At 62.8% G+C, this 25,632-nt stretch carries 22 protein-coding genes; 7 read left to right on the forward strand and 15 right to left on the reverse strand.

Features of this window, described 5'->3' with window-relative positions:
• Positions 1 to 37 precede the first annotated feature (37 nt).
• On the reverse strand, positions 38 to 1,123 hold the full coding sequence (locus tag CDQ92_RS10715; RefSeq protein ID WP_088441328.1) for a branched-chain amino acid aminotransferase: 1,086 nt from the start codon (positions 1,121 to 1,123) through the stop codon (positions 38 to 40).
• A gap of 78 nt (positions 1,124 to 1,201) precedes the next feature.
• On the opposite strand from CDQ92_RS10715, the gene CDQ92_RS10720 reads away from it, so the two are divergent.
• Positions 1,202 to 1,714 carry a MarR family winged helix-turn-helix transcriptional regulator gene (locus tag CDQ92_RS10720; protein WP_088441329.1) on the forward strand — a complete coding sequence of 171 codons (513 nt, stop codon included), beginning with the start codon at positions 1,202 to 1,204 and terminating at the stop codon, positions 1,712 to 1,714.
• Here CDQ92_RS10720 and proC read toward each other — a convergent pair.
• Together proC and CDQ92_RS10730 are read right to left on the reverse strand one after the other, a co-directional pair.
• Complete coding sequence (gene proC, locus CDQ92_RS10725) at positions 1,711 to 2,541, reverse strand: pyrroline-5-carboxylate reductase (protein WP_088441330.1); 831 nt, start codon at positions 2,539 to 2,541, stop codon at positions 1,711 to 1,713. The genes CDQ92_RS10720 and proC overlap by 4 nt on opposite strands.
• A gap of 20 nt (positions 2,542 to 2,561) precedes the next feature.
• Positions 2,562 to 4,238 (reverse strand): alkaline phosphatase family protein, encoded by a 1,677-nt coding sequence (locus tag CDQ92_RS10730; RefSeq protein ID WP_229667017.1) that lies wholly within the window; start codon positions 4,236 to 4,238, stop codon positions 2,562 to 2,564.
• Between the two features lie 101 nt (positions 4,239 to 4,339).
• Between CDQ92_RS10730 and CDQ92_RS10735 the strand changes: the two genes are divergently transcribed.
• The 5 genes from CDQ92_RS10735 to CDQ92_RS10755 all read left to right on the forward strand — a co-directional run bounded on the left by CDQ92_RS10735 (position 4,340) and on the right by CDQ92_RS10755 (position 8,752).
• Complete coding sequence (locus CDQ92_RS10735; protein WP_088441331.1) at positions 4,340 to 6,403, forward strand: protein-disulfide reductase DsbD family protein; 2,064 nt, start codon at positions 4,340 to 4,342, stop codon at positions 6,401 to 6,403.
• A complete protein-coding gene (locus CDQ92_RS10740; RefSeq protein ID WP_088441332.1) occupies positions 6,403 to 7,143 on the forward strand; it encodes a TlyA family RNA methyltransferase in 741 nt (246 codons plus the stop codon). The genes CDQ92_RS10735 and CDQ92_RS10740 overlap by 1 nt, the downstream gene beginning before the upstream one ends.
• A 61-nt stretch (positions 7,144 to 7,204) precedes the next feature.
• Positions 7,205 to 7,756, forward strand: a complete 552-nt coding sequence (locus CDQ92_RS10745) for a TspO/MBR family protein (RefSeq protein ID WP_088441333.1) — start codon at positions 7,205 to 7,207, stop codon at positions 7,754 to 7,756.
• 37 nt (positions 7,757 to 7,793) lie between these two features.
• Positions 7,794 to 8,126 (forward strand): accessory factor UbiK family protein, encoded by a 333-nt coding sequence (locus CDQ92_RS10750; protein ID WP_088441334.1) that lies wholly within the window; start codon positions 7,794 to 7,796, stop codon positions 8,124 to 8,126.
• Positions 8,127 to 8,245: 119 nt separating this feature from the next.
• Positions 8,246 to 8,752, forward strand: coding sequence for a type III secretion system chaperone family protein (locus tag CDQ92_RS10755; RefSeq protein WP_088441335.1), 507 nt, complete (start codon positions 8,246 to 8,248; stop codon positions 8,750 to 8,752).
• Between the two features lie 148 nt (positions 8,753 to 8,900).
• Here CDQ92_RS10755 and rplA read toward each other — a convergent pair whose 3' ends face one another.
• From rplA to CDQ92_RS10810, 11 genes are all read right to left on the reverse strand, one after another.
• Positions 8,901 to 9,599 (reverse strand): 50S ribosomal protein L1, encoded by a 699-nt coding sequence (rplA, locus tag CDQ92_RS10760; protein ID WP_088441336.1) that lies wholly within the window; start codon positions 9,597 to 9,599, stop codon positions 8,901 to 8,903.
• Between the two features lie 4 nt (positions 9,600 to 9,603).
• A complete protein-coding gene (gene rplK, locus CDQ92_RS10765) occupies positions 9,604 to 10,035 on the reverse strand; it encodes a 50S ribosomal protein L11 (protein ID WP_088441337.1) in 432 nt (143 codons plus the stop codon).
• Positions 10,036 to 10,199: 164 nt separating this feature from the next.
• Positions 10,200 to 10,838: an ISAs1 family transposase gene (locus CDQ92_RS10770; protein ID WP_144035746.1), complete on the reverse strand. Its 639-nt coding sequence runs from the start codon at positions 10,836 to 10,838 to the stop codon at positions 10,200 to 10,202.
• 127 nt (positions 10,839 to 10,965) lie between these two features.
• Positions 10,966 to 12,531, reverse strand: a complete 1,566-nt coding sequence (locus CDQ92_RS10775) for a Fic family protein (RefSeq protein ID WP_088441338.1) — start codon at positions 12,529 to 12,531, stop codon at positions 10,966 to 10,968.
• Between the two features lie 343 nt (positions 12,532 to 12,874).
• A complete protein-coding gene (locus tag CDQ92_RS10780) occupies positions 12,875 to 16,504 on the reverse strand; it encodes a DEAD/DEAH box helicase (protein WP_088441544.1) in 3,630 nt (1,209 codons plus the stop codon).
• Positions 16,504 to 17,160, reverse strand: a complete 657-nt coding sequence (locus tag CDQ92_RS10785; protein ID WP_229667508.1) for a hypothetical protein — start codon at positions 17,158 to 17,160, stop codon at positions 16,504 to 16,506. Before CDQ92_RS10785 ends, CDQ92_RS10780 begins: the two co-directional genes overlap by 1 nt.
• A 289-nt stretch (positions 17,161 to 17,449) precedes the next feature.
• On the reverse strand, positions 17,450 to 18,322 hold the full coding sequence (locus CDQ92_RS10790) for a nucleotidyl transferase AbiEii/AbiGii toxin family protein (RefSeq protein WP_088441340.1): 873 nt from the start codon (positions 18,320 to 18,322) through the stop codon (positions 17,450 to 17,452).
• On the reverse strand, positions 18,315 to 18,992 hold the full coding sequence (locus tag CDQ92_RS10795; protein ID WP_088441341.1) for a type IV toxin-antitoxin system AbiEi family antitoxin domain-containing protein: 678 nt from the start codon (positions 18,990 to 18,992) through the stop codon (positions 18,315 to 18,317). Before CDQ92_RS10795 ends, CDQ92_RS10790 begins: the two co-directional genes overlap by 8 nt.
• A gap of 770 nt (positions 18,993 to 19,762) precedes the next feature.
• Entirely contained in the window at positions 19,763 to 20,995 is a 1,233-nt protein-coding gene (locus CDQ92_RS10800) for a type II toxin-antitoxin system HipA family toxin (protein ID WP_088441342.1), read from the reverse strand.
• The gene (locus tag CDQ92_RS10805; protein WP_088441343.1) at positions 20,995 to 21,372 is read right to left on the reverse strand and encodes a helix-turn-helix domain-containing protein; all 378 of its coding nucleotides are present in this window, start codon (positions 21,370 to 21,372) and stop codon (positions 20,995 to 20,997) included. The genes CDQ92_RS10800 and CDQ92_RS10805 overlap by 1 nt, the downstream gene beginning before the upstream one ends.
• Before the next feature lie 248 nt (positions 21,373 to 21,620).
• Positions 21,621 to 21,950: a hypothetical protein gene (locus CDQ92_RS10810; protein ID WP_144035747.1), complete on the reverse strand. Its 330-nt coding sequence runs from the start codon at positions 21,948 to 21,950 to the stop codon at positions 21,621 to 21,623.
• Positions 21,951 to 22,507: 557 nt separating this feature from the next.
• On the opposite strand from CDQ92_RS10810, the gene CDQ92_RS10815 reads away from it, so the two are divergent.
• A complete protein-coding gene (locus CDQ92_RS10815) occupies positions 22,508 to 22,828 on the forward strand; it encodes a hypothetical protein (protein WP_088441345.1) in 321 nt (106 codons plus the stop codon).
• A 3-nt stretch (positions 22,829 to 22,831) separates the two neighbouring features.
• On the opposite strand, the gene CDQ92_RS10820 is transcribed toward CDQ92_RS10815, so the two are convergent.
• Complete coding sequence (locus tag CDQ92_RS10820; protein ID WP_088441346.1) at positions 22,832 to 25,621, reverse strand: conjugal transfer protein TraG N-terminal domain-containing protein; 2,790 nt, start codon at positions 25,619 to 25,621, stop codon at positions 22,832 to 22,834.
• Positions 25,622 to 25,632: the final 11 nt, after the last annotated feature.

Here is a 25,632-nt window from a genome sequence, read left to right on the forward strand (position 1 = left end):
CTCTATAGCGCTTCGGCCCCTGTTGGCAAGGCGCCCCTTAGAGCCGCGTCACCCAGCCGTGCGGATCGGCGGCGCGGCCGCGCTGGATGTCGACCAGCTTGTCTTTCAGCATACCGGTGACCTGCCCCGGACCACCGGCGCCGATGGTAAAGCTGTTGTCGCCCCGCGTGACCTTGCCCACCGGGGTCACCACCGCCGCCGTGCCGCAAGCGAAGCTTTCGGTCAGCTTACCGCTCTCCGAATCGGCCTGCCACTGGTCGATCGCATAGGGTTCCTCGCGCACCATCAGCCCGGCGTCGCGCGCCAAAGTGATGATGGTATCGCGGGTGATGCCGGGCAGGATCGTGCCGGTCAGCGGCGGGGTGACGATGCTGCCGTCGTCGAACACGAAGAACATGTTCATGCCCCCCAGTTCCTCGATCCAGCGATGTTCGGCGGCGTCGAGGAAAACGACCTGATCGTGCCCCTTGGCGATCGCCTCGCGCTGCGCGATCAGGCTGGAGGCATAATTGCCACCGCATTTGGCGGCGCCGGTGCCGCCCGGCGCGGCGCGAGTGTAATCTTCCGACACCCACAACGAGATCGCCGGGGCGCCCGATTTGAAATAATTGCCCACCGGCGAGGTGATGACGAGGAACTGATATTCGGCGGCGGGCTTCACCCCCAGGAACACCTCGCTCGCGAACATGAAGGGGCGTAAGTACAGCGCGCCGCCATCGACCGGCGGGAACCAGGCGGCGTCGGCGGCGACGGCTTCCTTCACCGCGGCGATAAACAGCTCCTCGGGCATTTCGGCCATCGCCATGCGGCGCGCGCTGGCGTTGAAGCGCGCGGCGTTTGCCTCAACCCGGAATAGCGCCATCGACCCGTCGTCGAGCCGGTAGGCCTTCAGCCCCTCAAAAATCTCTTGCGCATAATGGAGCACTGCGGTCGCGGGATCGAGCGTTAGCGGGCCGCGCGGCATCACCTGCGCGTCGTGCCAGCCCTGCCCCTCGGTATAACGGATCGACACCATATGGTCGGTAAAGACGCGCCCGAACGCCGGATCGGCAATCGCTGCCGCGCGTACATCGTCCGCCACGCGATTGGGGTGCGGCAGATGGGTAAAAGCGGGAGCGGACATGCAAAAACACCTGTGGCTGAGCGGTCTATGGAGCGCGCCTCTTGCCAAAGTCGGGCGCCGCGCGCAACGGTAGTGACCATGGCTGAGGAAAATTTTCTTTCACAAGTACCCGCTGCGTCTGCCCTTTTCTTGCGCGAAGACGAAGTGCGTCGCGGCATCGAATTTCTGTTCTTCGCGCATGCGTCGCTGTGGCGGTCGATCGACGCGCAGCTCGCCGAGCAGGAGCTGGGACGCGCGCATTACCGGGCGCTCTATTTCATTGCGCGGCAACCGGGGCTGACGATTTCTGACCTGCTCGCGCTGCTGGGCATCACCAAGCAGTCGCTGGGCCGGGTGGTCAAAGAGCTGGAAGCGCGTGACATGCTGACGACGCGGCCGGGCAATCGCGACCGGCGGCAAAAGGAACTGCGCCTGACCGACGCCGGGCGCACGATCGAAACCGCGATCTTCGCGCTGCTGCGCGACACGATGAGCCGCGCCTACACCCACGCCGGACAACAGGCGGTGACCGGCTTCTGGCACGTTAGCGAGGCGCTCGTCCCCGCGCGCGACCGCAAACGCATTGCGGGGCTGGGACGCGATCCGACTTAGCCCTCGCCGCGCGCCAGATCGGCGAGCTCGCGCCCGCGGTCGCGCGCCGCGCGCAGCACATTGGTGAGCAGCGCCGCCAGCTGGCCGTCGCTGTCGAGCACATCGAGTCCTGCCTGCGTCGTGCCGCCCTTGCTCGCGACCTGCGCGATCAGCACGCCGGGCTTTTCGCCGCTGTCGGCGAGCAGCGCCGTGGCGCCGCCAAAAGTTGCCGTGGCCAGTGCGAGCGAATCCTCTGCCGACAGGCCGAGGCGTTCGCCTGCGGCAGCGTAGGATTCGATCAGGCGAAAGACGAACGCCGGGCCGCTGCCGGTAAAGGCGGTGACCAGATCCATCGTCGAATCGTCAGCCAGCGTCACCGTCTGTCCCAGCGGATCGAGCAGTGCCGCGATCGCCGCGTCATCGGCGTCACCCAGTGTCGCCACCGCGGTCACCCCCGCGCCGATGCGCGCGGCAAGATTGGGAAGGATGCGAACCTGCGCGCCGGCACCCGGGAAACGCACCGCGAGATCGGCCAGCGACACGCCCGCCAGGATCGACATCAGATGGACGCCGCCCGTTGCCAGCGGCGCCAGCACGTCGGCGACGTCGCCCAATTGCTGCGGCTTCATACCCAGCATGATCCAGTCGGCGGTACCGCCCGCGGCCTGCCATGCTGCCAGCGATGTGTGTTGGACGACGCCATCGCGCGGCGTCGCAACCGGATCGATGATCGCAACCTGCGCGCGGGCGAGCCCCGCCGCCAGCCAGCGATCGAGCATCGCACCCGCCATGTTGCCACAGCCGACCAGCAATAACCGACCGGAGAAATCCCGCAAAAGCTTCGTCATATTCGTTTCTTTTCTAGTCCCTATCGGCAGCTGCTGTCGGCGCCCGACAACAGGTCGAGGCAGCGCCCGTCGATCTGACCTGCATCAACTGGCACCCCGGTCAGCGCCGCCAGCGTCGGCATGATGTCGACCGTCATCACCGCATTGGGCTGTTCGAATCCGGCCAGCCCCTTGCGCCAGAACAGTATCGGCACCCGCCGGTCATAATCCCACGCCGAGCCATGCGTCGCAACATAGCCGAGTCCCGATTCGGGAATCGGGGTGACGCGCGGTTTCAGGACCACGATAAAATCGCCCGACCGGTCCGGATGGAACGACGCGCGCAACTTGTCGTGCAGCGTCCAGGTGTCGGGCGCCTGTTTCGAAAATGGCCGGTTCGTCAGCTCATCCGCCTTCACTACCGCCTCGATCTGCGGATGCGCGCGCAACCGGGCCAAAATTTCGGCCTGTGCGGCCGTGCGCTGCGCCGGGGTCAGCGCCTTCGACAGATACATGTCGCCGAACGGACCGTCACCATAGAGCAAGGGCTGCGGCAGTCCGAGCTTTTCGGCAACCGCCTTGCCCAGCGCGTCGGGGGCGAGCGCGCGATCGACGCGCTCGGCAGCAGGCCAGGCGTTCTGACGATTGCGTTCGGGCATGTCATGGCCGCCATGATCCGCGGTCAGCGCGACGACATAGTCGATGCCCGTCGCATCCAGCCGCGCGAAAAAGTCACCGAGTTCGCGGTCGAGACCCATCATCTGGAGGCACATTTCGGCGCCCGCGGTACCCACGCCATGGCCGACATAATCGGTTGCCGACAGGCCGACGATCAGCAGGTCAGTGGCGCTGCCCTCGCCCATCTTGCGCACCTGACGCAGCGCCGCTGCGGTCGCGAGCACGGCGCCATCAGCCTCGGGCGACGCGAGGAAGCGCCGGAAGTCGCCGGCATCGCGCGCCAGGCGGCCCGTTCCGACGGTGGCGCCCTTGTCGCCGACCGGGATCGCGATGTCGTGCGCCGCGCAATCGGCGGGCAGCGCCAGCCCCGGGCGCGGCTGCGAGATCGCGGCGGCGATTGCCGCACCGGCCTGCGTTGCGGTCGGCGACAGGGTGGTGCCGCGGTAGCTGGTGAGGCCGTTGGGCGCGAGCCACAGCAATTCGTCGGCCTGACGCCCGCCCATCATGATCGCGGCGCGGTCCTTGCCCGCGACCGATACGACCTGCGTCTTCGGATCGCGCGCTTTCATCATGTCGCCGAGCGTCGGGACGAGGAGATGGTTCACCGACGGCGCATATTTGCCGCCGCCCGACGCGGTGCCGGGGACACTTTCGTCTTCGGCGCAATAGATGCGTTTGTCTTCGCGGGCGACCGAGAGGTCGAAATAATTGTTGGCAACGATCCCTGCGCGCCCCGGGTGACTGCCGGTCAGGATCGTCGCATGGCCGGGGCAGGTTTCGGTGGCGGCCTGCGCCTGATAGCCAGACGGAAATACCACACCCGATGCGAGCCGTGCGAAGCCGCCGGTGAATTTGTCGCGATATTCGGCGAACAGGTCGGCCGATAGCTGGTCGACCGCGACCATCACAATCAGCTTGGGTGGCGGTGTCGCGGCGGTCACTTTCGGGACGGGCGGCGCTGAATTTTGCGCGAGCACGGTGCTGGCGCCGCCGACGCAAAGGGTAGCGGCCAGGGCGATTTTGAGATGTTTCAGCGTCACGAGCGGCGGTCTCCGTTGCACAGGGTGTCAGCGCGGGCTGTCCTCTCGGCGAAACCCGCCTATATGGCAAGCCTCGAGAGACAGGTGACAGCGGAACCGGCATGGATCGCGGCAAGGACGTTTTTGTGACAGCGCTTTGGCGCCCGGTGCTCGCGCTGCTGGCGTTCGCCTTGCTCGCGCTCAGCCCCGCACGGGCGCAATCGACGCATATCCAGCCGAAGCTGGTCGCCGAATCCGCCGCGCCTGCGCCCGGCGGCGCGACCACGCTTGCGTTGACCATGACCCCCGACAAGGGCTGGCACGGCTATTGGATCAATGGCGGCGACGCGGGGTTCGGGCTGTCGGTCGAATGGAATTTGCCGGAGGGCGTGACGGTCGCGCCGTTTCGTTATCCGGTCCCCGAACCGCTGATCCTGTTCGGCATGATGAACCATGTATACGAGCATCCTTATGCGCTGCTCGCCGACGTGCAGATCGATCAGAGCATCGCGCCGGGCACCGACCTGACGCTATCGGGCGTCGCCAACTGGCTCGCCTGCACCGACAAGGTTTGCGTGCCGGAAAAGGCGGTGATTTCGGTTGCGCTCAAAGCGGGCGATGGCGCCGTTCCAGCCGCGTCGCGCACGCGTTTCGATGGCTGGCGCGCGTTGCTGCCGCAGCCGCTCGATCGCAGCGGGACGTGGGAGCGGCGCGGCGATACCGTGCGCTTTGCCATCCCCCTGCCCGCCGGGTCGGCGCTCGACGCACCCTATATTTTTATCGAAACGCAAAATCTGGTCGATTATGTCGCGCCGCAGAGATTCAGTCGCAACGGCGATTTCCTCATCGTCGAGACCCGCGCCAAAGGTGAAGCCACCGGGCCAGTCGCGGCGCTGCTCAAACTTGGCGACGGGCGCGGGCTTTCGGTGCATCTCGAGCCCGGAGCGGTGCCAGCTGCGGGTGAGGCGATCGCTGGAATGACAGACGCCATCGATCTTGGGCTGTTCTGGGCCGCGCTCGGCGGCGCGATCCTCGGCGGGCTGATTCTGAACCTGATGCCCTGCGTCTTTCCGATCCTCAGCCTGAAGGCGCTCAGCCTTGCGCGCTCGGGCGGCGATGCGCGATCGGCGAAGGTCGAGGCGCTCGCCTATACCGCGGGCGCCATCGTCACCGCGCTGCTGCTCGGCGCCGCGCTGCTCGCGCTGCGCGCCGCCGGAGAGCAGGTCGGCTGGGCGTTTCAGTTGCAACATCCGGTCAGCGTGCTGGCGCTGCTGATCCTCGCGCTCGCGATTACGCTCAACCTGCTGGGCACCTATGACCTGCCATCGTTCGGCGGCGGGCAGGCGCTGGTCGACAAGGGCGGCGCAGCGGGCGGTTTCTGGACCGGCGCGCTCGCCGCCTTTGTCGCGACGCCGTGCAGCGGCCCGTTGCTCGGTGCGGCGCTGGGCGCGACGCTGGTGCTGCCCGCATGGGCGGCGCTCCCGATTTTTGGCGGTCTCGGCCTTGGACTTGCCCTCCCCTTCCTCGCGGTCGGTTTTGTCCCGGCGCTGCGCAACCGCCTGCCCAAGCCCGGGCCGTGGATGGACCGGTTCCGCAAATGGATGGCACTGCCGATGGGGCTGACCGCGCTCGCGCTCGGCTGGCTGCTGTGGCGGCAATTGGGCAGCGGGTCGCAGCTGATCTGGCCGATCGTCGCGGTCGCCATGGCGCTCGTGCTTCTGACCCACTACGGCGCGATGCAGCGCGGCGACCGGCGGTCGTGGCTGCTGATCGCGGCCGGGCTGCTTTTCGTTGTTAGCCTTGGCAGCACCGTCACGGAAGTTGCCGACACCGAACGCACGACCGCGGCGAGCGGCTCGACCTTCTCGCCCGATGCGCTCGCAAAAGCGCGCGCCACCGGCAAGCCCGTCTTCGTCTATTTCACTGCTGACTGGTGCCTGTCGTGCAAGGCGAACGAGGCGGGGGCGATCAACCGCGAGGCGGTGCAGGATGCGTTTGACGCGGTGGGTGTCGTCACGCTCGTCGGCGACTGGACCAATGGCGACCCCGTCATCACCCGCACCCTCACCGAGCATGGCCGTAACAGTGTCCCGCTCTATTTGTGGTATGCGCCGGGCGCGGCGAAGCCCGACATCCTGCCGCAGATCTTGACGCCGGGGATGCTGACTGAACAGGCGGGCGGTTGATGGCCAAACAGCGCGCTGACCAGCTGCTCGTCGATCGCGGTCTCGCCGAAAGTCGGACGCGCGCGCAGGCGCTGATCCTCGCCGGGCTCGCCTTCGTCGGCGATCGCAAGATCGACAAGGCCGGGCAACAGGTCGCCGACGACGCCGAGATCAGCGTCAAGGGCCGCGACCATCCGTGGGTGTCGCGCGGCGGGGTCAAGCTCGACCATATGCTCACCCACCTCGGCTGGGATGTGACGGACGCAGTCGCGATCGACGTCGGGTCGTCCACTGGCGGCTTCACCGACGTGCTGCTCAGCCGCGGCGCGGCGCGCGTCTATGCGGTTGATTCGGGCACCAACCAGTTGGCGTGGAAGCTGCGCCAGGACGATCGCGTCATCGTCCACGAACAGACGAGCGCGCGCATCCTGACCGCCGCGCACATCCCCGAACCTGTCGACCTGATCGTCTGCGACGCCAGCTTCATCGCGCTGTCCAAAGTGCTGCCGGTGCCGATGAGCTTTGCCAAAGACGATGCCCGCCTCGTCGCGCTGATCAAGCCGCAGTTCGAGGCCGAGCGGCACGAGGTCGGCAAAAAGGGAGTGATCCGCGATGCCGCGGTCCACGCGCGGGTGTGCGAAGAAGTGCGCGGCTGGATGGAACGCAGCGGCTGGCGCGTCGTTGACACCGTCGAAAGCCCGATCACCGGGCCGGAGGGTAATGTCGAATTTCTGATCGCCGCGATCAAAGCTGCCGCTTGACGCCAGCCCCGTCCGCCGCGACATCCTTGCTCAGCCGATTCCCGCGCAAAGGACCATGTGCATGACCGAGATCGCTACACCGGGCCAGCTTCGAATGTCGTACCTGCGCTGGGCGCTGGTGACCGTCCCCGCCATCGTCCTGATCGGCAGCCTGATGGGCGTGCTGTCGAACAGCGGTTACGGCAATCGCTGGTTCGCCTCGCTTGACCTGCCCGCGATCACCCCGCCCGGCTGGGTGTTCGGGGTGGTCTGGCCGATCCTCTACATCATGCTCGGTCTGTCGCTGGCAATGATCCTGCACGCGCGCGGCGCCAAGGGGCGCGGCTTTGCGTTGACGCTGTTTTTTGTTCAGCTGATCGCCAACTTCGCCTGGTCGCCGCTGTTCTTTGGCCAATATCAGGTGACGCGCGCGCTTTATCTGATCATCTTCATCCTGATGATGACGATCGCCACCACCTTTGCGTTTGCCTCGATCCGCAAGGCCGCGGCCTGGCTGCTCGTCCCTTATATGGTCTGGCTGAGCTTCGCCGCGATCCTGAATTTTCAAATCGACCAGCGCAATCCCGACGCCGAAACCCTTGTCCCCACCGCCGCCAGCACCCAGATAGGGTGACGGCAAGGGCCTGAACGTCCGACAAAGGAATTTGAAGATGCAGAGCGAAAACCGCTTTTTCGACGATCTGGCCAAGATGGTGAACGGCGTTGCCGGAACCGTTGCCGGCGCCGGCCGCGAGGCCGAAGCCGCAATGCGCGAACGTGCCAAGGAATGGGTCGGCCGGATGGATTTCGTCAGCCGCGAAGAATTTGAAGCGGTGAAGCAGATGGCGGCGACGGCGCGCGCCGAGACCGAAGCGCTGAAGGCGCGGCTCGACAAGCTGGAAGGCGGAGCGAAGCCTGCGGCGGCGCCGAAGACCGCGGCGGCAAAGCCTGCGGCCGCGAAGCCTGTGACTGCCAAGCCCGCAGCAAAGCCGAAAGCGAAATAGCGAAGGAAGCGTCGCCCCCGCGAAGGGTGTCAGGAGGCGTGTGGCGCCTGCCAGCCTTCGCGGGGGCGACGGATATTCGCGGACTCGCCACTCCCGCCAAACCCCGCTAAAGCGCCCGCATGAGCGAAGATATTTACGACGACGAAGACGGCCAGGACGCCGCGCCGATGGACATGCTGTCCTCCTATTTTGCTGCGCACGACTGGCCGCACGAGATGGTCGGCGAGGACGAGATCGTCGCGACGGCGCAGGGTAGCTGGACAACTTATGAGCTGCGTGCGGTATGGCGCGCCGACGACGGCGTCATCCAGCTGCTTGCCTTTCCCGACATCCGCGTGGTCGAAGACAAGCGCGCTGTCGCGCATGAGGCGCTGGCGCTGATCAACGAACAATTGTGGCTTGGCCATTTCGAGCTGTGGTCGAACAGCGGCACGATCCTGTTCCGCCACGGCATGCTGATCGGCAGCGACGCATCGCTGTCGCTCGACATGACCGAAACGCTGATCGAAAGCGCGATCGACGAATGCGAGCGCTTTTACCCGGTGTTCCAGTTCGTGCTGTGGGGCGGCAAATCCCCTACCGAAGCGCTGGCAGCATCACTGATCGAAACGCGCGGCGAAGCTTAGCCTTTTTGCGGCCTGGCTTCGGGGAGGCGCGGCTTTGCGCGCGCCAGGACATTTCCGGTTGGTCTGCTCAGACCTTCTGACCGTCGAGATACCGATAAGAAAAGGGCCGGAGTTTCCCCCGGCCCTTCGCTAAATCAGTTGGTATCGCTCAGGCGCCGGTCACGTCGGCCGTATCGACCTTCACGCCCGGACCCATCGACGACGACAGGGCGATCTTGCGAACGTACTTGCCCTTGGCGCCAGCGGGCTTCGCCTTGACGATTGCATCGACGAAGGCGTCGAAGTTCTGGCGGAGCTTTTCCTCGCCGAACGACAGCTTGCCCAGACCCGCGTGGATGATGCCGGCCTTTTCGACGCGGAATTCGATCTGACCGCCCTTGGCGGCCTTCACGGCTTCGGCGACGTTCGGGGTCACGGTGCCCAGCTTCGGGTTCGGCATCAGGCCCTTCGGACCCAGCGTCTTACCGAGGCGGCCGACGATGCCCATCATGTCCGGCGTCGCGATGACGCGGCCATAGTCGAGGTTGCCCGCAAGCATGTCTTCCATCAGGTCTTCGGCACCGACCTTGTCGGCACCGGCGGCCAGCGCCTTGTCGGCGTTGTCGCCGCGCGCGAACACGGCGACCTTGACGTCCTTGCCGGTCCCGGCGGGGAGCGTCACGACGCCGCGGACCATCTGGTCGGCGTGGCGCGGATCGACGCCCAGGTTCAGAGCGACTTCGAGCGTTTCGTCGAACTTGGCCGAGGCCAGCTCGCGCACGGTCTTGAGCGCTTCGTCAACGGTGTGCAGCTTGAGACTGTCAACCTTGCCCTCGAGGGACTTCTGCTTCTTGGTCAGCTTTGCCATCGGATCAGCCCTCCGTCACTTCGAGGCCCATCGAGCGCGCGCTGCCCTCGATGATCTTCGTCGCTTGTTCCAGATCGTTCGCGTTGAGATCCTTCATCTTGATCTCGGCGATTTCGGTCAGTTTCGAGCGGGCGATCTTGCCGCCGCTGATCTTGCCCGGCTCTTTCGAACCTGACTTGAGGTTTGCGGCCTTCTTGATCAGATAGGTCGCGGGGGGCGTTTTCGTGACGAACGAAAAGCTCTTGTCCGCGAAGACGGTGATGATGGTCGGGGTCGGGGTGCCCTTTTCCAGGGAATCGGTCGCGGCGTTGAACGCCTTGCAGAATTCCATGATGTTGACACCGCGCTGGCCGAGTGCCGGCCCGAGCGGCGGCGAGGGGTTTGCGGTCCCTGCCGGAACTTGCAGCTTGATATAGCCGCTGATCTTCTTAGCCATAATGGCCTCCTATCTTTCTGTCGGTCCCGCCGTGCAGCAAGACCTCAAAATAAGCGGTCGAACAGAAGGGCATCACCCCTTCCTCCCGCGCGGAATCACGCCCTTATCTGGCGCGAAGCGGCGCGCATAAGCGCAAATGGTGCAGAAAACAAGCCTGAAGCAGCTCAGGCGCAGGGGAATCGGGTGAAGGCGTCAGCATGCGATGAGGCTTGCGAGGAAGTCGTCGTCCCACGCGGCGATTTTTCGCCTTGAGCGAAGCGAGTCTTTGTTGTTGGCCGTCGCAGAAGATTGGTTGCGATGTGATTGATGGCGGTGAAATTGGCCGGGGCGTTCTCAGTCCTGACGCGACATTCATCATCGCGAAAAACCATGTCCAGAACCCAGTGCAAGCTATTTTCCACGGCCCAATGACTGCGCACGATCGAACCCAGCCTGTCGGCCGGCAGTTCGAGCGAGCTGATGTAATAGCGGGTCTCGCGCTCGGTCTTGCTGCCGATTTCTCGGGTGCTATCGATGATGACGATGGACTTCAGCGCCGGCCACTGATGGCGTTTCTGGCGCCACTCAACGTCATGGATGACAGTGGTGGCCCGGGTTTCGATCCGGCCGTGATCGCCGTCTACGGACTCATGCTGACTGATCATTGTGTCCGCGTAATCCCTGGCTTTCTGCTCGGCGACGAACAATCTGACGTCCTCCTGCAGCGCGCTTTGGTTGCCTTTGAGCGCCAGGACATAGTCGGCTTTCTGGTCAATGATCTGCCTGGCTATCGCACGTTGGCGTCCCATGGCATCGATGGTCACGATGGGCGGCGGCGCTGAGCACGAGGGAGACGATAATTGTTACGGCCGAGCGGCTGTTCGCGCTCCATGGCTTGGAGGGCGTCTCGCGCCCGTTTCTTCCTGTCCTCTGGGTCGCAGATATCCAGGTTCAGGCGAGGATATCTGGAGGCCTGCTAGCTCCGATTGAAGTCCAATAATCTGAGGGCGCAGCTATTCCGTTGCGCATGACGACTTCCAATGCCGGGTTTGGCATCGATAGCCGGGCGTTCCGACTGTCCTCGCAGAATCCATATGATCGTGCCCAGCCGTCGATCGCCTGATCAATCGTGCTTGCGGAGCAAGCCGCAGTAACTTTTTGGCAGAATTCCAGTGACCTCACGAATATCGATGGATCGTCGCGCCGCGATAGCGCTCGCAAAGCGTCGAAGTAGTCGCTGCGAAATACGGTGGGAATGATGATCCGTGACAAGCCCGCAGCGAGTAGCTCCTTTGTCATCATGATCCGGCTGATGCGGCCGTTCCCATCATTGAACGGATGCACGTCGACCAGGAGAAAATGGACTACTAGAGCGCGGGAAAACGGGTCGGTGATCGAACGAAGGACGTTCACTCCTTCCCGCAAGGTTCCGCGGACCAGGTCGGGATGGACAAAGGCCGTGTTGCCGGCCTGATTGGGCTTCGTCTTTAATACGCCAGGTTGAATACCGGGCCGTTGAGTCATCAGATTCCGATGGCGTTCCTGCACTTCGTCTATGAAGGTGTCCGCATCCGTTGCAATGGCGGACCGCTGTCCGAGTTCGACGAGTTGAAGATATGTGCCAAGGACATCGTGCCCGTCTGCAGGCCGGTTCTCGGGAATCCGGCCTTCGAACACGATTTCCACCGCTTCGCCAATTGCGAACTCCGTTCCCTCAATGAAATTCGAGAAGTAAGCTTCCATGAAGGCCCCTGCCCGCCCTCGCTCCGGCGATATGTCTGGATTTGGAATGATCAACGGCGCTCGCGTTTGCAGGAATTCGACGAGCTTGACGACGCGTCCAATGCAGCCCGGGTCGATAGGCGACCCGTCAACGCGGGCTTGGCCCTGTGAAGTGAGTGCCTTGCCCTCGCGGGTTTGCATCAACATGCTGATCATCGCGTCGAGAGCATCAAACTCCTTCTCGCGGCCGATCAATGGCGCAATTGCACGGGCGTTGTCCCGGATCACATTGAGGTGGCTGACCCCGTGAGTTGTGCATAAGCTATCCAGACGCTTCTCGACGACGTCCGGACCAAGGGTCCGAGCTGGGCCGGTTCGCGCGCGCGATGGTGTCATATTATCGAGTAGACGCCGTGCTTCGCTAGCGAGATGGGTTCCCAGAAAAGGGATGTCCTCCGCGACCGGACCAGCGCCTTGACGAATGCCGATCTCCAAGCCGGGGAGTTTGATTTTGGCGCGGCTGCGGGGAGCGCTCATGAACAGGATGGGCACATGGTCTGGGGTGTCTCGGAACGGCCGCGCTTCAATTCCGGAGCGATCCGTAACGACGCCATCAGGCACAAGGTGGGCGGCGATCTTGGTCCAGTTCCGCAGGATTACCCCTTCGACCGTTTCTGTGCCGGGGTCGATATATACTCCCTGCGCCACACGTTGCAGCTTGCCGGCGGCAAGATCCCGGCGGATCTTGCGATCCGCTGCTTCGTCGCCCGTACCAGTGAAATAAATGTCCGCCATTGCCGCCTTGGGTTTGCTCTGGTTGCCAAAATGTCCGCCAGGGTCGCGTAAGAGTGCAATCTGTCCGCTACGGTCGCATAGGCCACTATCACATAAACACCGCGACAGGAACAAAAATGTCCGCCAGGATCGCGTAAGGTGCCAATCTGTCCGCTCAAATTGCTTAAAGCCATCTTTGCTGCGGCTGGCGACCTCAGCTCATCCGGCAAATAAGAATGACGTACGGGTGGTCAGTACGCCGCCATGTCCATTGCCAGTCAAGTGACGGGTTGTCGCAGTCATGACGAGTGCGTTCGCCACCGCTGTGAGCAATCGCCAAGCGACTCCGCCTTCCAAGCGTCAATCAAGCGGGACGGAAGACCCGAACAACACCAGCACGATTGCCGGCGGTTCGCAGCTCGAAGTCACTTCGAAAGAGTCGTGAGCCGGAGGGTGTTTGGGCTTTGGACACGGCCAGTTCGAAGCCTGCGGGGTCCAGCCAGCGCGTATCATCTCCATCCCTCACAGCGACGACGGCATAGCGGCGGTTTCTGCCGTCGGTGCCGGTCAATCGCGCGTCGATCGATTCCTGCTCCGGAGCATCCGGTTCGTGCCGAGCCAGGCTGGTTTGCCACTGCTGAAAATGCTGCGGATCGATCCGATCTTCTGCGACGACGTCATCTATTTCGTCGTCGAGCCAGGTTTCAAACGCCGGGCGGCGTTGGGCCGCGGCCTCCCTCGTCTGGGCGAGCCCTTGCGAAAGACAGAATGCGACGAAAGGATCATGGGTGCCCCAGCGCAGAAGCTCGCGAGCCCAGAAGCCGAACCACGGCAGGCCGGCCGTCTGCTTCCATTCACCCAGCATTGGCGTGGTCGTCGCATCGGGCGCGCCGTCCGACCATGCCTTAGCTACGACGGCGCCGACCGCGACGCCCAGCCGATATTCGAGATTGTCCGCAACGAAGCGCTGCCAGACACGAAGATCATCCGCCTCGGGGGCCCTTGCACCAGGCTCAGCCATCCACCAACCGAGGACGTCATTCCATTGGTCAAGAATGGCCTGATCGCCAATCGTTGCCCGGACACGAAAGCCGAACCCCTTGTCACCCTCGAGCAGGTTGCCAATCGCTTCGAAGATATCGATCCGATCTTTCGCGGAGAGGTCGCCATACTCGGTCGCATCGGCCAACAAAGCGCGAATTTTCTCAGCCACCGCCTCAAATCGCCGACCGATCACCGGCGTGAACCCGTAGTGATAGAGCCGGAGACGCTCATCCGCGTCGGGATAGAGGTGTTCGACGATCCCGGCGCCACGCCGGATGAAGGCGGATTCGAGCCAATCTTCCTGCTCGCGAGCCACCGCGGTAAAGGTTCTTGCCCACAACTCGCGCATCTCCGCCTCGGCGCGCGCGCGATCCATCGGCGCGGCGCTGCCCTCCTCGCTCTCGGCAATCGCAGTCAGCAAGACCGAGTCGAGTTCATCCATGGCATCTGCGATGCGCGCTCTCGCGCCGGTCGCGCCAGCACCGGCGTCTGCGCTTACGTCACCCGGCGCCGTCTTTTCCAGCCAATCCATAAAAGCGTCGGGCGTAATGCCAAGCACATCTCGCGCCTTCTCCCAGATCCGGTTGAGAAGCAGCGCGAGGGGGCTTTCTGCACCGCCGAGTTCCTGTTCCTCGGCTAGGAGCTGTTGTCTCAGCTTGTCATATTCATCCGCCCATTCACGCAATTGCCGTTGCTGCGTCGGGCGCGGGCCATTGGCGGTAGTGGACGGACGTAGAGGCAGGGCGACGAGAGTCATGCCCTCGATCCCGCGCGAAGCCCCGGGTCGCCCTGCCCGCCCGGCAAGGTTTCGAAATTCCGCAGTCGTATAAGGGATGACGACCGGTTCTTCTTCGACGGGATCCCAGGACCGACGCTTGAGCGAGGTCAAGAAAATCAGATCAAATGGAAGATTGACCCCTTCGGTTAGCGTCGCGGTCGCCACCGTGATGGGGCAGATTTTCTTGTCGATCATCTCCACCATGAGGCGGCGCAAGCGCTGCGGCATTTGCCCATGGCTTGTGGCGATACCCCGTTCGAGCAGAAAGAGTTCGAATGAATCCGGACCGCAATAATCGCGGCAAGCCGCGCATGCTTCTTCAAACCGCTCGCCCAGACGCGCTCCGGGCGGCTCGAAATCGACGATTGCGTCCCACGCATCCAGCTCGAGGGCTTCCTTGAACCATCGCATCGTCTGCTCCGGCTCCTGCGCTACCGAAATCAAGATGCGCTGGTCTTCTCGCGCCAGATGCAAGGCGGTCCAGAGCACAGTGAGCGAATTGAAGCGGTTGAGGCTGTTGCGCCATTGTGACGGCAGCTGTGGCATCGCCTCGTAGCGCAAGGGCAAATATACGGGATTTTCCTGACCCTTTAGGTACAGGGGTTTGCCGTTCATCAGGTCGAGCAGAATTTGTCCCGATGTGCCGGGCGAGGTTTCCAGAACGCCGATGACCTGACGCGTACTGCGATATCGCACGCCGACCGCATCGGCATCGGGATCGCCTTCGATCCAGCGCGCCACGGGGCCCGAGGCACCACCCGCAACGGCCGTCAACGCGATCCGTGTGACATCGGGTCGCCGAGCCAAGATGCGCGATACGAGGTTTTCCAGGCGAAGAGAGCGGTTGCTGTGATCCGAAAAGCTGACGGCCGTCGCTTCGTTGGCCTCGGGTACGACCTGATGGGCTTCGTCAATGATGAGCAGGGTCAGCCGCGTGAGCAGGATGCTGCCAAGATACCGAAGCAGCGCGTCGGCCTTCTCGACGGTCACGATCAGGACCACGGGCTCCTCGCTGGTCAGCCACACGTCCGTGATGCCCCAGTCGGCACCGCCGTAGAGACCGGTGACGATGACGTCGCCGCGCAACTCCGAGCTGAGCTTGGCCTCGACCTCGCCGGCCAGTGCGCGGGACGGCACGATGTAGAGCGCAAGCGGTCCGAGACCGTCGTCGTGGTCGCGCAGCAACAGTTCCTTGATGAGCGCGAGGTTTGCGACGAGCGTTTTGCCTGATCCGGTAGGTGTACATAGGGCAAAGCTCGAGGTGTGCAGAAGGCGCTCGATGCCGTGGAGCTGCGAAGTCCACAAGATGCCCCGCCCCCGGCTAAATTGGTCGCGCGCGTACCGAAGAAGGCGCCCCGAGCGCTCCGGGCGCAACGCTGCTAGCCGGCGCATCGGATTGAAGATCGATGCGCTCGCATAGCGATCGGCGACCTGCCGCATCAGCGAGATCACCAGCGCGGCATCGTGGCTGAACATCCGGTGGGCGAGTTCATCGAGGGCATGGAGCTTTTCGAGCGCCCGGGCGAGCCGCACGTCATCCCCGCGGCGAATGCTGTCGGCGATCAGCCCGACACAGCGGACCAGCTCAACGGTGACTGCCCACATAACGCCCGGCGCTTCGTCGCCGCCACGCATCGCTGCGAGGATCGCGCTGTCGGCGTCGGTCGATGTGAGGTCCGGGTGCCGACGCCAGAATCGCCCTGCGCGGCGGACCGCATCGTCGAGGTCGGCGCGAAGGAAGCTCGCGTAGAGCCGCACGCCGTCATGCTCACTCTCGACCTGATCGAGCAATCCCGCGGCCATTGCGGGGAGGCCACCGAGTTGATACGCGCCCGCTGCCAACAGCTCGATCGGAACGATGTGACGTGTGCCGTCCTCGGCCCGAGACAGCCATTCGAGAATTTCGCCGGTACGCCGGTAGCAGTCGATTGCTCGCGGCGATTCCGCGCCTTCGATGACGCTGAAGATATGGGCGGCGTGCAAAAGCCGGCGCGCGTCATTAAGTTGCCCGGCGGACTCGTGCTCCGCCCAGGCGATCGTCGGCACCTGCCACGTCGACTGCAAGCAGCGAACATAGGCGCGTGCCTGTGGCCGCGTCAGCGCGTTCTCGATCGCAAGTGATTGGCGGACCTGCTCGGCCAGGGCCAGTCGTTCCTCGTCGCGCGCCGCCATTACGGCGTGCTCCACAGGGAGGCGTAGAGCGCGTCGATCAGGACATCCCCTCTTTCAAGAATGACCTCGACGATTTGCAGGTCGCGGCCCGCCCGATATTCCGAGGGCGGCTGTTCCCAGGCGATCAAAGGATCCGCCCTCTCGCGTTTGGCGGCGCCGTTGCCGCAGATGATCACAAGGTCCGTACGCTCGGGCGGGGGGCCCAGGTTGAGAACCGCGCGGTCGATCGACAGGATGATATCGGCATGTCCTTCCCGGTCGCGCTGCTCGAGAACGAACTGCAGTTGGCGAAGGCCATGCGGTATCGCGGTGTCGCGATTGAGTTCATACCAGATGCCCTTGCCCGTATGCGCCAATACACCCGTCTCTTCATTCCGAACCTTCGGGCCGAGGAGCAAGGCCGCCACCGTGGACTCTGTCAGGCTTTTGCGCCATTTGGCCTCACCCGCGATGACCCTGACGACCTCGCGGTCGTTGTTGAGCGAAATCGCGACGAAATCGGTGCCGTGGCGACCATAGATTTCCCGGACTCGCTCCGGGTCGTAACGGAGTGCCCAGAGATATTTCTCGACGTCGTCATGTTCGCGGAACAGGAAGATCGGCACTTGCCAGACATGGCCCCCGACAAATTCATCCTGATAGGCTTCGGTGACCAATCCAGCCATGGCCTCGCCGAAAAGCCCGCGGAGCGCTTTTGTCGGCAGGCAGCTGGGATAATTAACCGTCGTCGTCGCGGCTGAGTCGGGATGGAGGCTGATCCCGATCTTGCGGTGGAAATGCTCGCGCGCGTCGAGATGAGCCGATTCAAAATAGGGCCGCAACGCACTCAGCAGTGTATCATCACTCTCCGCCTGTTGCTCCAGCAGAAGGTGTCCGTAATTGCCGCCCTCGACCGTTCCATACGCCTTGAGCCAACTGGCCAGCGCTGCCTTCGGGGGTGGACAATCATGCACCGGCAGGTCCGCCGGCCATTGCAGCGAGCTTTTCCACCTTGGCGTCGAAGAAACGCTCGCTCCACAAATCGACCGACTTGAGATCGGCTGGACGAAGGAAGCGCGCGACGTCGGCCGCCGCCTCCTTCCAGTCGATGTGCCGGATCGCGGCGAACAGCGCTTCTTTCAGCCAAGGCATATCGACAGCGATACCCTGGTCGCCGGCCCAAGGGCCCGCCTGAAGCAAAGCGTTGCGCAGAAGCGCGAGGTTGGGCGCCACGCCGCGCGAGATGTACCAGGAGAAGTCGAACCAGTCGCGACCCTTGAGGAACCCGCGACAAAGCAGCGCATGGATTTTGAGGGCAAAATTGGACGCAAGGTCCTGGTGTCGGACTTCATAGTCAGCCGGAAAATCGAGATATGTCGTCGCCTCGCCAGACCCCAGTGGTGGATTGACGTCGATCTCCAGCTTGATGCGAACGGTCTTGGGACGGCCGGTGCCAGCGAACGAAAGATCCAGCTGGCTGGCGATGGAATCGTTTTTGAGCAGCGCTTGACGGACAGCCTTGTCCATTCCCGGCCGGGCCTGGGCGTCGAGCTTCAGACCGAATTGGCCGACCACGTCGGTCAATGCGTTCAGATACGGCGTCCAATCGAATTCAGGGTCCGGCGCGCGCAGCAGAAAGTCGAGATCTTCCGAAAAGCGCGGCAAGCCATGAAGGATGCGGAGGCTCGTACCACCCTGGAAAAGCGCGACGTCGAAGAAGTCTGCCCGCCAGAGCGCATAGAGCGCAATTTCCTGGAGGATTTCCTTGACGGCATTTTCCTCCTCGAGCGCATTCTCCGCACCATATTGCCGCAGCTTTTCCTTGATGATGTTAATCATTCGCTAGCCGTTCCGGAGGTTTTTTCGTCACTGCGTTTTCGAGCGCCGCCAGGAATTCCCGGACTGCCTTGTGCTTGTAGACCGGCTTCAATGCCGCGAAGTCTTTCGGCGTGAGCGCCAACAGCAGTTCCTCGTCGAGACGCATGCCGCGGACAAGCCATTCGATGCCCGACCATCGCTCCTTCCGCAAGGCGACAAGATCCATCAGCGCCCGAAGCGGCTGGGCAATGAAGGCTGACGTCTTTTCGAAGGAAACACGGTCGATCGCCGTCAAAAAATGATAATCCTCGATTGCTAGCGGATGAAAGCTGAACGTACCGAAGGCGGACGTTTCGAAGCGCATCGTCTTGCGGCCCGGCGAGACGCTTGCCGTTACAAAGACGGCTTCAGGAATCCATCCGTGGTATGCCAAGGCGCTTTCGAACGAAATATAACTGCCGGCGACGAGGCCCTGAGCAATGGTAAAAGGATGGATGGAATTGCTGCGATATCGCTGGCCGAGGACGTAAGCGCCACGCTTCAGACGAATGAGCGATCCATCTCGCAAGGCCCGGTTGACCACGCCATAACGGCGCGCGTCACTGCCGCCGAGAAATTCGCCGAGCTGTCGCTCGCTGAAGACGCGATTGGCGATCCCTGTGGTTGAAAGCTGTTGAGCCAAGGCGGACATATAATTCCAGATACTTCCAAAATATGGAAGTTTCAAGAATTTCTTGCAGCGGCGCTGCTGGTCGACCTGTCAGAAACGCGCGCAAGTCCTGCTGTCGCGTCGTCGCGTCGGGCCTTTCCCTTAAGAAACAAGCGGGCGGCGTCATATTGAAAAATGTCGCCCAAATATCCTCTTGGTATATCTATCTCACAAATTCCAATATTCTGAGCCGCGATGGTCACCGCCAAGCGCGATGCCCCGTAACGGACCGTGCCTGATCCAGAAGCGCCAGAATCAGGATCCTCACTTCATCCACTGCAAAGCCGCCGTCGTCCGGGCGTCTGCGGCGCCAGATCGCGACGCGGTTCAATGCACAGTACGGCGTCGCGTTCGGCTCGACGCCTCATCTCTGCGCGCTCCCAGTCCAACCGGTTGGACAAGTTTAGCGCGCAGAACAATCTGGTCGCGTCGAGCTGGAGGCCAAACACACTCGCTTGGCTCACCGCCGACCTCCCGACGATCCCGTGTTCGACCTGTCGGGCGAGGGGCTACAGCGCGCGCCGACCCCGTTTGCCTTTTCCTATCTCGCTGAGCGCGCGGGCCAGTTTGCCTACCGGAGTTTTCTCGTGCTTATGAGTCCGGTATCCCCAATCGCGCCACAGGTTCCGGCTGTGGCTTTAAGCCGTCTGGGAGATTGCGAAAGCCCATCATCGTTTGATCCACGTCTCATTGGTATCAAACAACCGTTCATATATGACAGATTAATCCTGAATTTCTCGCTTATCTGATGATTAAATGGCTAGGGCGAGCTCGGTCTGCTCGTGGACAAAGGCGGCTTCATACTCGCGCGCCACAGCACCGAAGACGCCAACCTCGCGCAATCCTTCACGCCACTCTTCGGAGACACGGCGCGCCGTCTCACGGATCATCTGGCGTGCGTCAGCCGGAGTGATCTCGAAGAATTCGCAGGCCTCGAGGGCTAGGCGGATCGATCGGTCATGCGCGCCGCCCTCCAGAATTGCCGTTTCGAGATGAGGGTTGCGATCAGGTGCAGGGTTCACATCGAAAGCCGGAGAAAGGCGCCAGCGACCCGATCCCACATAGAGGAAGCCGTGGTTCTTTAGATGGTCATCCTTGTTCGACACTAGGATGGTAAAGATCAGACGCAGGAAGAGTTCACGAAAGTCGTCCTGCGCATTGGCAGCGTTTGCCCGCATGAAGTCGACGATCTCTGTGTAGGAGCCGAGCTCGGTGCCTGTCTTTCCCAGAGCCGTGCGCGCTGAAATGTAAGGAATGCGCGCGGTTCCGCGCCGATCGAACCGCTGGACCAGCGCCACCGGGAATGGCGTGTCGGACAACTCCAACCTAACCTCCGGTGTGCGGATGCCGCAGGCGCGAGCCAGGCGAAGCGTCGCAACCTCAACGCGCTCGATCGGCTGTTGGTCGTGAACCGATGTGAATTTGGCGAGCCAGAGCGCGGCGCCATCCCGCACATTGGCCTTGGGACGCGCGCCCCCGGAACCGCCGGCACCGGCAAGTGCCTGCATCTCCTCGGCGGAAATCTCCTTGCCCTGCTCATAGGCTCGCGCGATGGCGGTGATCGCCTGCAGGTCGACCAGGCGCGGCACCGCGTCGGCCGCTGCGCCGCGAATGATCTTTCCGGCGTCGTCGAGGAAGCGCAGCGCGCCCTGTCTGCAAGTGTCGTCAGACAATGTCAGATATTCATATTCGGAAAGGCAGTTGCCGTAGGCGCGTTCGAGAAGCCTGCGGCCCCAACTGTCCGGCGCCGCGTCGGCAAAAACACCGGCCAGTGCGTCACGCATGTTCCCGGGCTGGCCGGACGTGTGAAATGGTCCATCTTCAAACGGCAAGCTCGGCTGTACAGCAAAGGCGCGAGGATTCTCGATCCAGGCCGGGTCATAGGAGAAGGTCGAGAACTGCCGAGGCCCGGTCTGCGTGAAGCGCAATCGACCGACGGGCGTCAGGCTCTCTCCGAGAACGACCTGGGCTGTATAGTCGGGCATCAGAAGGCCGCGCCGTCCGGATCGACGACATCTGCTCCGTCCTGCGGGGACCCTTCCTTGGCCTTCTGCCTGCGCAGCGTGGTCGCGAATGACCTTGCGCGGCGCGGCAACCGTTCGTTGGCCAACGCCAGACCCAGGTCGTCCTTCCTGATATCGATCAGATCGGCCAACCGTTCCACGAGCCCCAGTACAACTAGGACATCGGCGAGCGTACCGATGGCCACGCCGGGATCCCCCTTCTCAAGGCGCGCGACGCTGCTCGGCGACGTACCAGCACGCACCGCCAGATCGGCCATAGCGATGCCCCTCCGCAAGCGTGCGCCACGGACATCTTCACCAAGCCTCTTGAGGGCTGACATTGATTTCGGTGAGCTCATATCAATTATCCAAATACGACAGATAAAAATTCATACCGCATCATATATGACTAATTGATTTCCATCAAGGAGCATGATCTTCTTCGAATTCCTGCGAAGGGCGCGCCATCCGCGCCCTTCGCAGGCTGCAGGAACCGACGCGGACCGGTCCCTTGAGAAGCAAGCTGGAACCGTCATATTGAAAAATGTCGCAGAAATACGCTCTGAGTATATCTATCTCACAAATTCCAATCTCCAAGGCCGCGACGTCAACGCCACGCGCGATGTCCCGTCACCGCTCGGACCTGATCCAGAAGCGCTAGGAGCAGGATCGTCACTTCGTCCGTTGTAAAACCTCCGTCGTCCGGGCGCTCGCGGTGCCAGATCGCGACGCGATTCCATTTCCAGTACGGCGAGAGTATCTCGGCCAGGCGCTGCATTTCGCTGCGCTCCCACCCCAGTCCGCTCGCGTTCGAATAGGCGAGCGCCTTTTCGATATTGTGCCGAATATACTTCGCACACCAATCGTCATCGAAGCCAACATCGAGCAGATGGGCGCTGAGGCCGGCCTGTGCGATGATGCCGGCGCGATAGAGCATGCCCTCGGTCGTTCGCGCTTGCAGACCGAAGGTGATCAAGGACGCAGCCGCATCTCGATATCGCGCCCGGCTCAGCGCGCGTCCCTCGTCCGTGCGTCGAAGCGTGACTGGCGCATCCCCATGTTTGAGGTGAAGCGCAGCAAGGCACGAAGCGCTGCTTTCCTGGGTCAGTTCAGCAGCGGGGATCGCGGAAATAGGTGTGGACACCGGATTGTCGAAATGAGGTACGCTCATCGTCTTCTCCCTCGCATCCGGATGCGACGCGGGAGACAGGGTGGATGCGATAGGACCCGAACTCCCGCGCGCTGGGCGCGGGAGCCGCCGGGGCTGGTAACATGTCGAGCATGCGCCGCCGCCTTTAGCCCGAGGGCCTGTACATACGCGACGGCACCCCGGGAAACCGTGGCTTCCGAGGGGGCTTATTCTCGACGGGATTACCAGTCCCGGCGCCGCCGTTTGCGCAGCGCAGGCTCGGCATAACAGACAGAGACTCGGGCGCCAATAGAGCTGTAGCCAGCCGTTGAAGCGCTAAGAAATCCGTGCTAATTTACATCGTTATGTCCGACGATGATCTCTTTCGCTCCGGTCATCTACCGAGCGGCTTGGAAGACTATGATTTCAAGCCTCACGATCCGTTCATCGACACGCCGTCCTATCTTCACTGGAGCGATGCAAGGTGGCACCCTGGGCACCCTTCAAGCCCCTACCCCGTTCGACCAATCACTTGGGACGAGGACAGGGTCACGACGATCCAGCCGATCACACCGGACCCACTGCCCCATGAAGACTGGGGCGACGTAGAACCCAAGAATGTCGGGAGCATGATCTCCTACGGCCTACTGCTCTCCCTCGTGGTCTACATGTTCTGGGTGTTGTAGCTCTCAGTCTCTGAGCTTTGGATCGTGGAAGAAGCCGTGATCGCGGCCCTCTTCGACCTGTTGACGTAAATCAGACGCACCTTCGATGTATTGGCCGCGCATGGTCTGCGCCACGGCCTTCCTGCCCTGGAGGTCGACCCGGCCTTCCTCAATGATTGCGGCAGCCGGACTCGGTCTGCCGCCACCCGGTCCGCCGCCAAGTCTGCCGAGGCCATGGGGACGGTAGGCCGCACGGATGTCGCCCTCGGTCGCAATGGACGGCGCCTCAATACCTTCAAGCCCCGGCGTTTGCATCAGGTCCGAGACTTCAGCGTACACCGACGCCATATAGTCCTCTCGCCAGCGCTCGATCATTTCCTGACGTACAAGTCGTTGCTGTGGCGACACGACGGTTGCCCAGAGCTCCGGCGCATCAAGCCCCGGGTTCTCAGCTTGCTCGGTGCGATACCATTGCGCGAGCTCTTGGCTCAGATTTTCGCTAAGCTGCATGCCATGAGTCTCGGAATAGGAGGCATCGTTCGACAGCTGTTCGGAAATCTCTTTCAAACGGCGCGCAACCTTTGAATGGCTTTGCGCAAGAGACAGCGAGTCTTCCGTCCCGACCGACGAAGAGGTGGTCGTCGATGCCCGGGAGAAGCTTCCACCCCTCTCATATTGCGAATCCGACATCGATGCCCCGGCGCCATTGGAATGCTCGTCATTCACGCCCCTCGAAGACATGCTGCCGGAATCAACCGACCGCGCCTCGGACGCACCGTGGTTCAGACTGTCATTCTGCGTTCCAGATTTGGAAACGCTGAGGCCCAAGTTTGAAGAGGCGCCGCCGCCACCCCTTATACTCCCACCGCCAAGACCACCCGAGATCGTTCCTCCGACTTGATCGGTCACCTGGGCTTGGCGGTCGTGGCTCTGCGCGATACCCTGTCGCTGACTGATCGTGGAACTCTCAATGTTTCCTTCCGAACTAGTGGTGCTCTTCTTGTCGAACTGATCGGTCCCACTGCGTGTCTCCCAGCCAGAGCCCGAGTCCCACCCGGCGCTTCGCTCGGTCGAGGTCCCGAACGTGCTACGATTGGTGTGGCTCGCCGAAAGCGACTGTGAAACCGAGTTCTCGACGGCTCTCGACAGTCGATCCGTGAAGCCTGACACCTCCCGCTGCTCGGCCACAGAACCGGATGTCATCGTCGCCGTGAACCCAAGCCGCGAGATGGCTGCGCCAGTATCGAACACCTCCTGTCCGTTGCCGAACCCGCTGACGGTCGCGCCATTGTCCTGCCGCCATCCGACGCTGGGCGCACCGCCCATATAGCTGGGCGCGGTGGTCCATTGATCGGCTTGGCGCATGTTCGCTGTCGAATTTGCCCAGCTCGCATTGCCGTAGGAATAATTGCCCGTCGTCTGCTCCAGCGCGGCGGCCTCCGCGGCATTCTGCGCGGGCGCCAGCATCGACATCGAATGCCCGGCAATCGACATCGCGCCGCGCGCCAGCCCGGCAGCGAGGAACGGCACGCTCATCAGCATGAATCCGGCGATCGTCGCTGTCTCGGCGTTGACCGCGCCGATCCCGGCATAGCTCCCCAAAGTCACGCCCCCGCCGGCTACGCCATTTGCGGCCGACGTCGCGCGCGTCATGCAGATCATGTGCAGGATTACATAAAGCGGACCCCAGGCTGCCAGATAGAAGAAGCCCGTCACATAGCCCTTGAGCGCCGCGACCCCGGTCTGCGGCATCAAAAACAGCGGAAAGATGACCGGGAACATCGCGAAGAACACAACGGTGAGCACGATGTTGAGGATCGGGACCCAGGCCATCGCCTGCTGGGCGATCGAACCATAGGTGTTGCGCGCCTGGATGTCAGCGCGCGTCTGGGCGAACGTGTCGATCGCCGCCGCGCCAGTGCTGCCGGACATGCTGTTGCGCGCCGCGGTGAAGGCATTGATCGCCGTGTTCTGCCGCATCACCTCCGCAAAGCTTCCACCGGCCCCCGTGAAGGCCGCGCTCGCAATCGGGACATCATGTTTCAGCTTGTCGGCCGCCAGCGCGTTGCTCAACCGGGGATAGGCCTCCCGTCCCCAGAGCGGCGCGTTGGCCTCGATCATCGGCCCCCATTGCGCATAGAGCGACTGATAGGCCTGGCGGCAGGTCAGGATGTAGCTGCGCACAGTGCCGTCGCGCTGGCGCTCGAGCCATTGCTGTGACCGCGCTTCCGAGCCGGGCCCGACGGTCGTCCAGAGATCGGTGGCCTTCGCGAGTTCGGTCAGCGACTTCTGGTAGAGCATCACATCGCCGAACAGGCATTTCTTGAAGTGATTTTCAAGGTTCGTCGAAAACTCGGCGTCGCGAACGATGAAATTGCGTGTCGCGTCGAACAACCGCGCGCCATAGACAATACCGTTGCTGCTGTAGTTGAGCTCGTTCGGCATCACGAACACCGTCTCCGCGGTGCGCGTCAGCCAGTCGCCCATTTGCGTCGTGAGGCTGGCGAGAAGGCCGAGACCCAACGGGACATTGTCGACAGTCGCCGGCGCGAGGGCGGGGTTGATGCGGTCGGTCACCTTGATGTCGACGGTCGGCACCATCAGGCAGAGATAGATGGCGGTCGCCTGAAGGAACCAGTTGAGCCAGACCCGATAATTCAGCGTGAAGGTCACGACGAGCAGCGAATAGATGAGGCCCATGACCATCACGACGCGGATCAGGGACTTGTAGCCCCCTCCCCCCGACCAGGCCGCAACCGCGTTGAAGGTGTTGACGAGATACTCGCCGCCGCCGACCGTGAAGACCTCAAGCATCGCACTCCCTT

It is taken from the genome of Sphingopyxis bauzanensis (genome assembly GCF_002205675.1).
Classification (GTDB): Bacteria; Pseudomonadota; Alphaproteobacteria; order Sphingomonadales; family Sphingomonadaceae; genus Sphingopyxis; species Sphingopyxis bauzanensis.

Coding starts and splice junctions, on each gene's coding strand:
- CDQ92_RS10735 (WP_088441331.1), top strand. CDS start 4,340: ATGGATCGCGGCAAGGACGTTTTTGTGACAGCGCTTTGGCGCCCGGTG.
- rplA (WP_088441336.1), bottom strand. CDS start 9,599: ATGGCAAAGCTGACCAAGAAGCAGAAGTCCCTCGAGGGCAAGGTTGAC.
- CDQ92_RS10800 (WP_088441342.1), bottom strand. CDS start 20,995: ATGCCCGACTATACAGCCCAGGTCGTTCTCGGAGAGAGCCTGACGCCC.
- CDQ92_RS10795 (WP_088441341.1), bottom strand. CDS start 18,992: ATGTCCGCCTTGGCTCAACAGCTTTCAACCACAGGGATCGCCAATCGC.
- CDQ92_RS10775 (WP_088441338.1), bottom strand. CDS start 12,531: ATGGCGGACATTTATTTCACTGGTACGGGCGACGAAGCAGCGGATCGC.
- CDQ92_RS10720 (WP_088441329.1), top strand. CDS start 1,202: ATGGCTGAGGAAAATTTTCTTTCACAAGTACCCGCTGCGTCTGCCCTT.
- CDQ92_RS10755 (WP_088441335.1), top strand. CDS start 8,246: ATGAGCGAAGATATTTACGACGACGAAGACGGCCAGGACGCCGCGCCG.
- CDQ92_RS10715 (WP_088441328.1), bottom strand. CDS start 1,123: ATGTCCGCTCCCGCTTTTACCCATCTGCCGCACCCCAATCGCGTGGCG.
- CDQ92_RS10805 (WP_088441343.1), bottom strand. CDS start 21,372: ATGAGCTCACCGAAATCAATGTCAGCCCTCAAGAGGCTTGGTGAAGAT.
- CDQ92_RS10740 (WP_088441332.1), top strand. CDS start 6,403: ATGGCCAAACAGCGCGCTGACCAGCTGCTCGTCGATCGCGGTCTCGCC.
- proC (WP_088441330.1), bottom strand. CDS start 2,541: ATGACGAAGCTTTTGCGGGATTTCTCCGGTCGGTTATTGCTGGTCGGC.
- CDQ92_RS10750 (WP_088441334.1), top strand. CDS start 7,794: ATGCAGAGCGAAAACCGCTTTTTCGACGATCTGGCCAAGATGGTGAAC.
- CDQ92_RS10820 (WP_088441346.1), bottom strand. CDS start 25,621: ATGCTTGAGGTCTTCACGGTCGGCGGCGGCGAGTATCTCGTCAACACC.
- rplK (WP_088441337.1), bottom strand. CDS start 10,035: ATGGCTAAGAAGATCAGCGGCTATATCAAGCTGCAAGTTCCGGCAGGG.
- CDQ92_RS10815 (WP_088441345.1), top strand. CDS start 22,508: ATGTCCGACGATGATCTCTTTCGCTCCGGTCATCTACCGAGCGGCTTG.
- CDQ92_RS10810 (WP_144035747.1), bottom strand. CDS start 21,950: ATGCTCTATCGCGCCGGCATCATCGCACAGGCCGGCCTCAGCGCCCAT.
- CDQ92_RS10780 (WP_088441544.1), bottom strand. CDS start 16,504: ATGGCGGCGCGCGACGAGGAACGACTGGCCCTGGCCGAGCAGGTCCGC.
- CDQ92_RS10790 (WP_088441340.1), bottom strand. CDS start 18,322: ATGATTAACATCATCAAGGAAAAGCTGCGGCAATATGGTGCGGAGAAT.
- CDQ92_RS10745 (WP_088441333.1), top strand. CDS start 7,205: ATGACCGAGATCGCTACACCGGGCCAGCTTCGAATGTCGTACCTGCGC.